This window comes from Streptomyces sp. NPDC058664 (assembly GCF_042716635.1).
Lineage (GTDB): Bacteria > Actinomycetota > Actinomycetes > Streptomycetales > Streptomycetaceae > Streptomyces.
The window spans coordinates 130,510-142,186 of the sequence record NZ_JBHXRW010000002.1 but is presented as its reverse complement, the minus strand read 5'-3'; the positions used below and the strand labels follow the sequence as shown (position 1 = coordinate 142,186).

Genomic DNA, 11,677 nt, shown 5'->3' with positions numbered 1-11,677 from the left:
GGGGGGGGGGGGGGGGGGGGGGGGGGGGGGGGGGGGGGGCGTGGCCCTTTTGTCGTTTTGCGGTCGGCGGCGCCGGGGGGGGCGGGGGGCGGGGGCCCCCCCCCCCCCCCCCCACGCCGCTGTCCGGCCTGATCAGGCGCGGTACGCGGTCCAGTAGTCGTTCATCCGGGTCACCTGACCCTGGGTGAACTGGTACATGCAGGCGTCGTACGTGTAGTCCATGAAGTTGTGGATCGGGTCCACGCCGGCCTTGGAGGCGCAGGAGTCGCGGCCGGTCGGGCACTCGTACGCGGGGCTCTTCTCGGCCGGGGTGTCGGCGACGGAGTCACCGGCGCCGTTGCAGCCGCCCTGGAAGGTGTGGTAGAGGCCCATCCAGTGGCCGACCTCGTGGGTGGCGGTATCGCCCTCGTTGTAGTTGGCCGCCGAGCCGCCCGGCAGGGAGGAGTCGAGGACGACGACACCGTCCATGGACGGGTTCGAGGCGTACGAGGACGGGAAGGTCGCCCAGCCGAGGAGGCCGCCGCTCAGGTTCGCGGTGTAGAAGTTCAGCGCGCCGGCGCCGCCCTGACGGAGGGTCTGCTTCATCGCCTTCTCGGCGGTGGAGCCGGAGGCCAGGTTGTACCAGGAGGCGTTGTCCGTGTAGGTGGTTCCGGCCAGCGTGAACTGGAAGTTGGAGTTCACGTTGCCGGTGCCCTGGCCGGCGTACGCCGCGTTCAGGACCGCCATCTGGTTGTTGATCTGGGTGGCGGACAGCTTGCCCGTCGTGCCCGAGTGGATGACGTGGAAGTAGACCGGGATGTTCACCACGGCGGCGGCGCCGGCCGTGGCGCTGAGGCGGCCCTCGGCGCGGGCCGCGGACAGCTTCTTCTTGAAGTCGTCGTCCATGGCCTTGGCCTGGGCGGCCGTGACCTCGTTGGGCTCGTGGGCGTGGCTCTCGGCACCGCGCGCCTTGCGGGCGCCGGAGAGGGCCTCGTGGTCGTCGTGGCCGTCGACACATTCCTCGGCCGAGGCGCCGGCCAGGGTGGTGGTGGCGGCGCCGGTGGCCACCGGGGCGGACAGGGGTGCCAGGGCCAGGGTTCCGGCCATCACGGCAGTGCCGAGCATACGACGTGACATACGCGGCGATATACGGACAAGAGCACGCACGGTGACTCCTCGCGGGGGGTGGTGGGGAGGAACTTCCTCGCCACTGCGGGGAGATTACGCGTCCATGTCAGGGCTCGTTGAGAAGTGATCAGGCCCAATCATTCATGGAGCAATTCGGGGCATCGGGAAGAAAATCTTGGGCCGGTTCCGGAGTTTGAGACGTCGACGTAACAGTCGAGGTGGCGGAGGCGGGTGGTGTGTCCGGATTCGATCTCGAAAACCGGCCACCCGCCGTAGCGATGTGAGCTCCTGTTAACAGAAGTGATCATGGCTGAAAATCAACCATGATGGTCCGCCAGGGGAACAACAGGAGAACGTCAGCGGACGGGCTGGTGCACCCGCTCGACGCGCTGCGTGCCGCTGAGGGTCCGGTAGGAGCGCGCCCAGGCCGTCGTCGCGGCCGGATCCGCCTTGTCGGAGATCGTGTAGTAGTCCATCTGCGAGCGGTCGGCGGTCACGTCGAGCACGCCGTAACCGTGGTGGTCCATGTCCACCCACTTCACGTGCCGGTTGGCCGCCTTGACGGCGCCCGCGGCCACCACCGAGAGCGTCCCCGGAGCCACGTGCAGCAGGTCGTCGAGGTTGTCCGAGGTCACCGAGGTGACGACGAACTCGGTCGCGACCGAGGCCGAGAACGGATACGTCGCCGCCTTCACCGGAACGTCGTTGGCCCAGGCCATGTGGATGTCGCCGGTCAGGAAGACCGTGTTGCGGACGGCCCGCGAGGTCAGGTGCGCGAGCAGTTCCCTCCGGTCGTCCGTGTACCCGTCCCACTGGTCGACGTTGACCGCGAGCCCCTCCTTCGGCAGACCCATCAGCCCGGCGAGCGGTTCCAGGAGGTGGGCGGGCAGGGCGCCGAAGGCGACCGGCGAGATCATCACCGAGGTGCCGACCAGCTGCCAGGTCGCGTCCGAGTCCGCGAGACCCGACTTCAGCCAGTCCAGCTGGGCGCGGCCCGTGACGCTCCGCTCCGGGTCGTCGACCGTGCCGCTGCCCGTCTTCGCCGGGGCCGAGCGGAAGGAGCGCAGGTCGAGCAGGTGCAGATCGGCCAGCCTGCCGAAGCGGAGGCGGCGGTAGACCGTGCCCTCCGTGGAGGCGCGGACCGGCATCCACTCGAAGTACGCCTGCTTGGCGGCGGCCACCCGGGCCGCCCACTCGCCCTCGGCGCCGGGGGTGTGGTTCTCGGCCCCGCCCGCCCAGGCGTCGTTGGCGAACTCGTGGTCGTCCCAGATGGCGATGACCGGATGGGCCGCGTGCAGCGCCTGGAGGTCCGGGTCCGTCTTGTAGTGGCCGTGCCGGGTGCGGTAGTCGGCCAGCGAGACGATCTCGTGGCGCGGCTCGTGCCGGCGGACCGTGTACTTCTCCTCCGGGTAGGTGCCGCTGCCGTACTCGTAGAGGTAGTCGCCGAGATGGAGGACCGCGTCCAGGTCGGCGCGGGCGGCGAGATGGCGGTACGCGGAGAAGTGGCCGGCCTCCAAGTTCGAGCAGGAGACCACGCCGAACCGCACACCGGGCGCGGCGGCGTCGACGGCCGGCGCGGTACGGGTGCGGGCGGCGGGGGAGACGGCGGAGTCCGCGGTGAAGCGGAACCAGTAGGAGGTGGCCGGGCGCAGCCCCCGGACGTCCGCCTTCACCGTGTGGTCGGACGCCGCGGTCGCCGTGGTCGTACCGGAGGCCACGATCCGGGTGAAGCCCCGGTCCTCGGCGAGCTCCCAGCCGACCCGGACGTCGGCGCCGAGGCCGGAGCCGGGTATGGCCTCGGGAGTGGGGGTGACGCGCGTCCAGAGCAGGACGCCGTCGGGCAGCGGGTCGCCGGAGGCGACGCCGTGCAGGAACGCGGTCGCCCCGGAGACCGCGTGGGCCGCGGAGGCCGCGCCCAGGAGGGCGGGCACGGTGGCGGCGGTGGCGGCGGCGGCCTTGACGACCGTGCGCCGGCTGGGGGAAGAAGAAAGGATTCGACTGGTCACGGTCGGTCAGATTACTGGCGGGTATGGTCGAAGGGCAGGCGATATCCGGAAGTTCGCCGGCCCGTCGCCCACCGGTCGCACCCCGGCCGCGGGCGGGTGTCCTGGGTGGTCGCTAACCTGACCCGGGATCAGGAGGCCTTTCCGGAAGGCAGTTCGGAGGGGCCGCTCGCACCGTCGCAGGGGGAACCGGATGTCGCAGTCGAACGAGCCCTGGTACAGGCACCGTCCGCCGTCCTGGCCCGTGCCGGACAACCCGTACGCCCCCGGGGGATACGGCCCGCCACCACCCCGCCCGCACCGCCGCCGGTGGCCGCTGGTCGCCGCGGGCCTCGCCCTGCTGCTGCTCGTCGGCACCGGCGGGTACGTCCTCGGTGAGCGCGACGGGGCGGACCGCGCCAGGGCGGAGCGCGGAACCCCGCCCACCACGACGGCACCGCCGACGGCGACCGCCCGCCCCGCGCCGAAGCCCTCCCGGATCCCGACCAACGAGGAGATCGCACGCAAGCGCGTGGCCGGCGAGGCGAGCGCCTGGATCGTCGACGACCGCACCGACCTGCCCCGCCGGCACATCCCGACCGAGGACCTCTGGATCGTCGGCGACACCGTCGTCCAGGCCGTCTACAAGAAGGTCGTCGCCCACCGGCTCGGCGACGGCGCCGAGCTGTGGAGCATCACCCTCCCGACCCCCGTCTGCGAGACCCCGGTCAACGCGACCCCCGACGGCAAGGTCGTCATCATCCTCCAGAACGTCGAGGCGTGGACCGGCGCCCGGTGCAACCAGCTCCGGATGATCGACCTGCGCACCGGCAAGGAGGGCTGGCACAAGGAGCTGACCGAGACGGGCGCGGGGGACGACACGATCATGGTGGACAGCGCGATCGGCGGCGGCACCGTCGCGTTCGTTTACAGCATGAAGGCCGCCGCGTACCGGGTCGCCGACGGAAGGAAGCTGTACGACATCCCCATGGAGAACCCAGGGAAGTGCCATCCCGGCCGGGTGGCGGGCGGCAGCCGGCTCCTGGTGCTCGCCGTCTGCGCGATCTCCTTGACGGAGAAGTCGTACCACCAGGTCCGGGAGATCGACCCGGCCACGGGCAAGGTCCGGTGGCGCTTCCGGACGGAGCCGGGCCGGAGGGTCGGCCAGGTGCTCTCCGTCGACCCGGTCGTGATCACCACCGCGGGCCGGGAGACGCACGCCGACGACTGGCGGGTCGTCGCCCTCGGGCCCGACGGCCGGGCCCGCAGGACCATCGACCCCCGGGGGAAGGGCTTCGAGCACTGCGGGGACTCGGTGGACACCTCCGGCGACGCCCAGGCGTGCCGGGAGGCCGTCGTCGGCGGAGGGCTCGTCGTCCTGGGCGGCACCGACCGTGTCGGCGCCTATGACCTCGGTACCGGAAAGCTGGTCTGGGGCGTGAAGTCGGACACGCCCTCGTACGGCTACTTCCCCCTGCGCGTCGGACCGGGGAGGACCGGGTTCGTCTACGAGGTGAGCACGGGCGGCAAGCCCGGGCGGGTCTTCCGGGTCGGCCCGGGCGGCGTCGGCACGATCAAGGACGTGCTGAAGCTCCCCGCGTCCACCGCGAGGGTCGAGTTCGGAGTGGGGGTCGTCGGGGAGAACGCCTACGTGGGCGACCGGCTCGTCCTCACACCCGCGAACCTGGACGGCGACGACACCCGGAACGAGCCCCGCATGCTCTCCTTCGCTCCCTGATCCGTCGCTTCGCCCGTCGCTCCCTGATCCGTCGGAGAGGCGCGGACCAGGGGAGCGAAGGGGAGGACGGCCGCGGTCAGCCCTTGAGGGCCGCGTCGATCGCCGTGGTGAACTCGGTCGCCGTCATCGGCGGGTTGTCGCTGCCCGCCACCGTCACCGGCTTGCCGTCCATCTTCAGGGTCGGGGTGCCCGTCACCCCGCTGGCGTCGAAGGCCTTCGACATCTTCATCGCCCACGCGTCGAAGGTGCCGTCCTCGACGTTCTTCCTGAACGCCGCGTTGCCCTTGAGGGCCGGTACGGAGTCCGCCACCTCCAGGAGGTAGGAGTCCTTGGCGAACTTGTCGTCGTTCTCCTCCGGGTGGAACTTCGTCGAGTAGAGCGCCGACTTGTACTTCAGGAAGGCCTCGGGGCTCACGTCCAGGGCCGCGCCGAGCGCCGAGAGGGCGTTCTTCGAGCCCTCGCCCGTGGCGGCGTCGTCGATGAAGGTGGCACCGACGTACTTGACCTTGTACTTGCCGGCCGCCACGTCCTTCTCGACCGTGGCGCCCACGGACTGCTCGAAGGTCGCGCAGACCGGGCAGCGCGAGTCCTCGTACAGCTCCAGGGTCTTCTTCGCGGAGGCCTCGCCGACGACGACGGTCGTGCCGTTCGTGCCCGAGGTGTTCTTCGGGGCCGTCACGGTCGTCGCCTTCGCCGCGGCCTCCCACGCGGAGGGCTTGTTGGACTGCACCACGGCGTAGCCGATGCCGCCGGCGGCGGCCAGTACGGCCACGGCCGAGACGCCGACGACGACCTGCCGGCGCGCCCGGTCCTTCTTCGCCTGACGCTCGCGCTCGACGCGCAGCCGCTCGCGGGCGGCTGCCTTGTTGGCCTGGGAATTGCGTGCACTCATGATCGTGATCTCCGTGAGGTGGGGTCCGCCGGGACCGGAAGGGTCCGTGCCGGGACCGGAAGGGGAAGGGGCTGCGTGCCGGTGGGCCTGTGCCGCTCAGACGAGGGCGAAGGCCGGGCACGGCGGTCCCCGCCGCCCCACGGAGTGCGTGAGGAGCCGGGTACGGGAGGGCCGGGGCCGTCCCACGGTCGGCTCGGCGCGCCGCGGCGCCGGACCGACCGTACCGAAGAAGGCCGCCACGAGCAGCAGCGGCCGGAAAGCGGCGGCCGCGGCCGCGGTGAGCAGCCGGGCGAGCGCCCGCTCGCCGCCGCGCAGCCAGACCGCGGCCGAAAGACCGACGCCCACATGGGCGAGGAGCAGCAGCCACGGCAGCGCCGGGTCGGGGGAGTCGAGCAGGGCGGCCGCGGTGCCGCTCCCGGCGCCCGCCACACCGGGCAGCGGGGCGCCCACGGCGCCGCCGCAGAAGACCTCCACGCCCACCGTGCGCAGCGAACCGGCGACCGGGCCGCCGGCGGCGCCGTAACAGACCGCCTGACCGCTGGTGAAGAGCGTGTCGGCGGCCAGTTCCAGCGGGACGAGGAGCCCGGCGATCGGGCCGAGCCCGCGTTCGCGGCCGGCCAGCGCGTACGCCACGGCGAAGACGCCGACGGCGACGGGCACGACCGTGCCGAGCGGCAGCGGCACGCGCGAGAGCAGCACGTGGGACGCCACGGACAGCGTCACGACCACCGCCGTGAAGAACGCCGCCCGCAGCGCTCTCAGCTGCGTCCCTGCCATGTCCATCGTCGTGGAGTGTGCCATGCCGGGCCGTAAGGAGTCGCTAAGGGAAAGCTGTGCGAAGCCTCACCGGCCCCACCCTCAGAGTCCCGGGATCCGGCCGTTGCGGAAGAGGTCCACGAAGATCTGGTGGTCGGCCCGCGCGCGTGCCCCGTAGTCGTGCGCGAAGTCCACCAGGAGGTCCGCGAAACCCTCCTCGTCGGCGGCGATCGCCGCGTCGATGGCCCGCTCGGTCGAGAACGGCACCAGCGAGTGGCCGCTGGAGTCGTCCGCCGCCGCGTGCATGGTCGCCGTCGCCCGGCCCAGGTCCGCGACGGTCGCGGCGATCTCTTCCAGGTCGTCGATGTCCGACCAGTCCAGGTCCACCGCGTACGGCGAGACCTCCGCGACCAGCTGCCCGGCCCCGTCGAGCTCGGTCCAGCCGAGCCAGGGGTCCGCGTGCGCCTGGAGCGCCCGCTGCGAGATCACGGTGCGGTGGCCCTCGTGCCGGAAGTACTCCCGTACCGCCGCGTCCGTCACGTGGCGGGAGACCGCCGGGGTCTGCGCCTGCTTCAGGTAGATCACGACGTCGTTCTCCAGGGCGTCGCTGTTGCCCTCGAGCAGGATGTTGTACGAGGGGAGGCCGGCCGAGCCGATGCCGATGCCGCGCCGCCCGACGACGTCCTTGACCCGGTACGAGTCGGGGCGGGCCAGGCTGGACTCCGGCAGGGTCTCCAGATAGCCGTCGAAGGCGGCGAGGACCTTGTAGCGGGTGGCCGCGTCCAGCTCGATCGCGCCGCCGCCCGCGGAGAAGCGGCGCTCGGAGTCGCGGATCTCCGTCATCGAGTCGAGCAGCCCGAAGCGGGTCAGCGAGCGCGCCTCGCGCAGGGCGCCGAGCAGCGCCCCGTCGGAGGTCTCCAGGGTGAAGGAGGAGAGCTCCGACGCGTAGTCGCCCTCGGCGCCGGTGGCGAGCGCGTGGATCCGCTCCCGGTAGGCGGCGGCGTAGATCCGCACGAGGTCGGTGATCTGGCCGTCGCCGAGCGCCTTCGCGTACCCGAGGAGGGCCAGGGAGGCGGCGAGCCGCTTGAGGTCCCAGGTGAAGGGGCCCACGTACGCCTCGTCGAAGTCGTTCACGTTGAAGATCAGCCGGCCGTTGGCGTCCATGTAGGTGCCGAAGTTCTCGGCGTGCAGATCGCCGTGGATCCAGACCCGGCCGGTGCGCTCGTCCAGGTAGGGGCCGCCGTGGGCCTCCTTCTCCAGGTCGGCGTAGAAGAGGCAGGCGGTGCCCCGGTAGAAGGCGAAGGCGGAGCCGGCCATCTTCCGGAACTTGACGCGGAAGGCCGCGGGGTCGGCGGCGAGGAGCTCGCCGAAGGCGGTGTCGAAGACGGCGAGGATGTGCTCACCGCGCTCGGCGGCGGTGGGCTGCGGGACCGACATCGAAGGTGCCTCCTGGAACCGGGCGTGCGGGAAGACTGAGCGCGACAATTGGGACAGGTGTTCCTTGCCTCTCAACGCGCGACCCTAGCGGTGAGTGCCCCTCGACCGTCATTCGCCCGACGTAGACTTCCACGGTCCCCCCAGCCACCCCTGTGACCGCTACGGAGACCCCTCGCCGTGACCAAGCCGCCCTTCACGCACCTCCACGTCCACACCCAGTACTCGCTGCTGGACGGTGCCGCGCGGCTCAAGGACATGTTCAACGCGTGCAACGAGATGGGCATGACCCATATCGCCATGTCCGACCACGGCAACCTGCACGGGGCGTACGACTTCTTCCACTCGGCGAAGAAGGCCGGGGTGACGCCGATCATCGGCATCGAGGCGTACGTCGCCCCCGAGTCCCGGCGCAACAAGCGGAAGATCCAGTGGGGCCAGCCGCACCAGAAGCGGGACGACGTCTCCGGTTCCGGTGGCTACACCCACAAGACGATCTGGGCGGCGAACGCCACCGGACTGCACAACCTCTTCAAGCTCTCCTCCGACGCGTACGCCGAGGGCTGGCTGCAGAAGTGGCCCCGGATGGACAAGGAGACCATCTCGAAGTGGTCGGAGGGGCTCATCGCCTCCACCGGCTGCCCCTCCGGCGAGCTGCAGACCCGGCTCCGCCTCGGCCAGTTCGACGAGGCCCTCAAGTCGGCCTCCGAGTACCAGGACATCTTCGGCAAGGAGCGGTACTTCCTGGAGCTGATGGACCACGGCATCGAGATCGAGCGCCGCGTCCGCGACGGGCTCCTGGAGATCGGCAAGAAGCTCGGCATCCCGCCCCTGGTCACCAACGACTCGCACTACACCTACGCGCACGAGGCCACCGCCCACGACGCCCTGCTCTGCATCCAGACCGGCAAGAACCTCTCCGACCCGGACCGGTTCAAGTTCGACGGCACCGGCTACTACCTGAAGTCCACGGACGAGATGTACGCCGTGGACTCCTCGGACGCCTGGCAGGAGGGCTGCCGCAACACCCTCCTGGTCGCCGAGCAGGTCAGCACCGACGGCATGTTCGTCGAGAAGAACCTCATGCCGAAGTTCGACATCCCGGAGGGGTACACCGAGGTCAGCTGGTTCCGCGAGGAGACCATGCGGGGCATGCACCGCCGGTTCCCGAACGGGATCCCCGAGGACCGCATGAAGCAGGTCGAGTACGAGATGGACACCATCATCTCGATGGGCTTCCCCGGCTACTTCCTCGTCGTCGCCGACTTCATCATGTGGGCGAAGAAGCAGGGCATCGCCGTCGGCCCCGGCCGAGGCTCCGCGGCCGGCTCGATCGTCGCGTACGCCATGGGCATCACCGACCTCGACCCCATCCCGCACGGCCTGATCTTCGAGCGCTTCCTCAACCCCGAGCGCATCTCGATGCCCGATGTCGACATCGACTTCGACGAGCGCCGGCGCGTCGAGGTGATCCGCTACGTGACCGAGAAGTACGGCTCCGACAAGGTCGCCATGATCGGCACGTACGGCAAGATCAAGGCGAAGAACGCGATCAAGGACTCCGCGCGCGTCCTCGGCTACCCGTACGCCATGGGCGACCGGCTCACCAAGGCCATGCCCGCCGACGTCCTCGGCAAGGGCATCGACCTCAACGGCATCACCGACCCCTCGCACCCCCGCTACAGCGAGGCCGGCGAGATCCGCGCGATGTACGAGAACGAGCCGGACGTCAAGAAGGTCATCGACACCGCCCGGGGCGTCGAGGGCCTGGTCCGCCAGATGGGCGTGCACGCGGCCGGCGTGATCATGTCCAGCGAGCCGATCGTCGACCACGCGCCGATCTGGGTGCGGCACACCGACGGCGTCACCATCACGCAGTGGGACTACCCGCAGTGCGAGTCGCTCGGCCTGCTCAAGATGGACTTCCTGGGCCTGCGCAACCTCACCATCATGGACGACGCCGTCAAGATGGTGAAGGCCAACAAGGGCATCGACCTCGACCTGCTCGCCCTGCCGCTCGACGACCCGAAGACCTTCGAACTGCTCCAGCGCGGCGACACCCTCGGCGTCTTCCAGTTCGACGGCGGGCCCATGCGCTCGCTGCTGCGGCTGATGAAGCCCGACAACTTCGAAGACATCTCCGCCGTGTCCGCCCTGTACCGGCCGGGCCCGATGGGCATGAACTCGCACACCAACTACGCCCTGCGCAAGAACAAGCAGCAGGAGATCACCCCGATCCACCCCGAGCTGGAGAAGCCGCTCGAAGAGGTGCTCGCGGTCACCTACGGCCTCATCGTGTACCAGGAGCAGGTGCAGAAGGCCGCCCAGATCATCGCCGGCTACTCGCTCGGCGAGGCCGACATCCTCCGCCGCGTGATGGGCAAGAAGAAGCCCGACGAGCTGGCGAAGAACTTCACCATCTTCCAGGCCGGCGCCAAGAAGAACGGCTACAGCGACGAGGCCATCAAGGCGCTCTGGGACGTCCTGGTGCCCTTCGCCGGCTACGCCTTCAACAAGGCCCACTCGGCCGCGTACGGCCTGGTCTCCTACTGGACCGCCTACCTCAAGGCCAACCACCCCGCCGAGTACATGGCGGGACTGCTCACCTCGGTCAAGGACGACAAGGACAAGTCGGCCGTCTACCTGAACGAGTGCCGCCGCATGGGCATCAAGGTCCTGCCGCCCAACGTCAACGAGTCCGAGTCGAACTTCGCCGCCCAGGGCGACGACGTGATCCTCTTCGGCCTCTCCGCCGTCCGCAACGTCGGCACCAACGTCGTCGAGTCGATCATCAAGACGCGCAAGGCGAAGGGGAAGTACTCCTCCTTCCCGGACTTCCTCGACAAGGTCGAGGCCGTCGTCTGCAACAAGCGGACCGTCGAGTCGCTGATCAAGGCCGGCGCCTTCGACGAGATGGGCCACACCCGCAAGGGCCTGGTCGCCCACCACGAACCCATGATCGACAACGTGGTCGCGGTCAAGCGCAAGGAGGCCGAGGGACAGTTCGACCTCTTCGGCGGCATGGGCGACGAGGCGACCGACGAGCCCGGCTTCGGCCTCGACGTCGAGTTCTCCGACGTCGAGTGGGAGAAGTCGTACCTGCTCGCCCAGGAGCGCGAGATGCTCGGCCTGTACGTCTCCGACCACCCGCTCTTCGGCATCGAGCACGTCCTGTCCGACAAGACGGACGCCGCGATCTCCCAGCTCACCGGCGGCGAGCACTCCGACGGCGCGGTCGTCACCATCGGCGGCATCATCTCCGGCCTCCAGCGGAAGATGACCAAGCAGGGCAACGCCTGGGCGATCGCCACCGTCGAGGACCTGGCCGGCTCCATCGAGTGCATGTTCTTCCCGGCCACCTACCAGCTGGTCTCCACCCAGCTCGTCGAGGACACCGTCGTCTTCGTCAAGGGACGGCTCGACAAGCGCGAGGACGTGCCCCGTCTCGTCGCCATGGAGCTGATGGTCCCCGACCTGTCGAACGCCGGGACCAACGCGCCGGTGATCCTCACCATCCCCACCGTCAAGGTGACCCCGCCGATGGTCACCCGGCTCGGCGAGATCCTCGGCCACCACAAGGGCAACACCGAGGTACGGATCAAGCTCCAGGGCCCCCGGAAGACGACCGTGCTCCGGCTCGACCGGCACCGGGTGCAGCCCGACCCGGCGCTCTTCGGCGACCTGAAGGTGCTGCTCGGCCCGTCCTGCCTGGCGGGCTAGCACCTCCCGGCCCCCGCGCAAGGGGCGCGCCCGTGGTCACGGGCGCGC

7 protein-coding genes are annotated in these 11,677 nt (G+C 70.2%); 2 read left to right on the top strand and 5 right to left on the bottom strand.

All coding sequences use genetic code 11. The features are described from left to right. Nucleotides 1–132: 132 nt before the first annotated feature. Together ACFWUY_RS02350 and ACFWUY_RS02345 are read right to left on the bottom strand one after the other, a co-directional pair. Nucleotides 133–1,104 (bottom strand): zinc metalloprotease, encoded by a 972-nt coding sequence (locus ACFWUY_RS02350; RefSeq protein WP_384101084.1) that lies wholly within the window; start codon nucleotides 1,102–1,104, stop codon nucleotides 133–135. A gap of 359 nt (nucleotides 1,105–1,463) precedes the next feature. Continuing rightward, on the bottom strand, nucleotides 1,464–3,113 hold the full coding sequence (locus ACFWUY_RS02345) for an alkaline phosphatase D family protein (RefSeq protein WP_384101082.1): 1,650 nt from the start codon (nucleotides 3,111–3,113) through the stop codon (nucleotides 1,464–1,466). Nucleotides 3,114–3,303: 190 nt separating this feature from the next. On the opposite strand from ACFWUY_RS02345, the gene ACFWUY_RS02340 reads away from it, so the two are divergent. Next, the gene (locus tag ACFWUY_RS02340; RefSeq protein WP_384101080.1) at nucleotides 3,304–4,827 is read left to right on the top strand and encodes a PQQ-binding-like beta-propeller repeat protein; all 1,524 of its coding nucleotides are present in this window, start codon (nucleotides 3,304–3,306) and stop codon (nucleotides 4,825–4,827) included. 76 nt (nucleotides 4,828–4,903) lie between these two features. On the opposite strand, the gene ACFWUY_RS02335 is transcribed toward ACFWUY_RS02340, so the two are convergent. The 3 genes from ACFWUY_RS02335 to ACFWUY_RS02325 all read right to left on the bottom strand — a co-directional run bounded on the left by ACFWUY_RS02335 (nucleotide 4,904) and on the right by ACFWUY_RS02325 (nucleotide 7,912). Further along, complete coding sequence (locus ACFWUY_RS02335; RefSeq protein WP_384101078.1) at nucleotides 4,904–5,719, bottom strand: DsbA family protein; 816 nt, start codon at nucleotides 5,717–5,719, stop codon at nucleotides 4,904–4,906. A gap of 96 nt (nucleotides 5,720–5,815) precedes the next feature. Then, entirely contained in the window at nucleotides 5,816–6,502 is a 687-nt protein-coding gene (locus ACFWUY_RS02330; RefSeq protein WP_384101403.1) for a hypothetical protein, read from the bottom strand. 75 nt (nucleotides 6,503–6,577) lie between these two features. Then, nucleotides 6,578–7,912 (bottom strand): DUF2252 domain-containing protein, encoded by a 1,335-nt coding sequence (locus tag ACFWUY_RS02325; RefSeq protein ID WP_384101076.1) that lies wholly within the window; start codon nucleotides 7,910–7,912, stop codon nucleotides 6,578–6,580. Between the two features lie 177 nt (nucleotides 7,913–8,089). Here ACFWUY_RS02325 and dnaE point away from each other — a divergent pair, with 177 nt between their 5' ends. Then, nucleotides 8,090–11,629, top strand: coding sequence for a DNA polymerase III subunit alpha (gene dnaE, locus ACFWUY_RS02320; protein ID WP_384101074.1), 3,540 nt, complete (start codon nucleotides 8,090–8,092; stop codon nucleotides 11,627–11,629). Nucleotides 11,630–11,677 lie beyond the last annotated feature (48 nt).

Excerpts from the sequence above, each read along its gene's own strand:
- ACFWUY_RS02335 (WP_384101078.1), bottom strand. The coding sequence starts at position 5,719 with ATGAGTGCACGCAATTCCCAGGCCAACAAGGCAGCCGCCCGCGAGCGG.
- ACFWUY_RS02330 (WP_384101403.1), bottom strand. The coding sequence starts at position 6,502 with ATGGACATGGCAGGGACGCAGCTGAGAGCGCTGCGGGCGGCGTTCTTC.
- ACFWUY_RS02325 (WP_384101076.1), bottom strand. The coding sequence starts at position 7,912 with ATGTCGGTCCCGCAGCCCACCGCCGCCGAGCGCGGTGAGCACATCCTC.
- ACFWUY_RS02340 (WP_384101080.1), top strand. The coding sequence starts at position 3,304 with ATGTCGCAGTCGAACGAGCCCTGGTACAGGCACCGTCCGCCGTCCTGG.
- ACFWUY_RS02350 (WP_384101084.1), bottom strand. The coding sequence starts at position 1,104 with ATGCTCGGCACTGCCGTGATGGCCGGAACCCTGGCCCTGGCACCCCTG.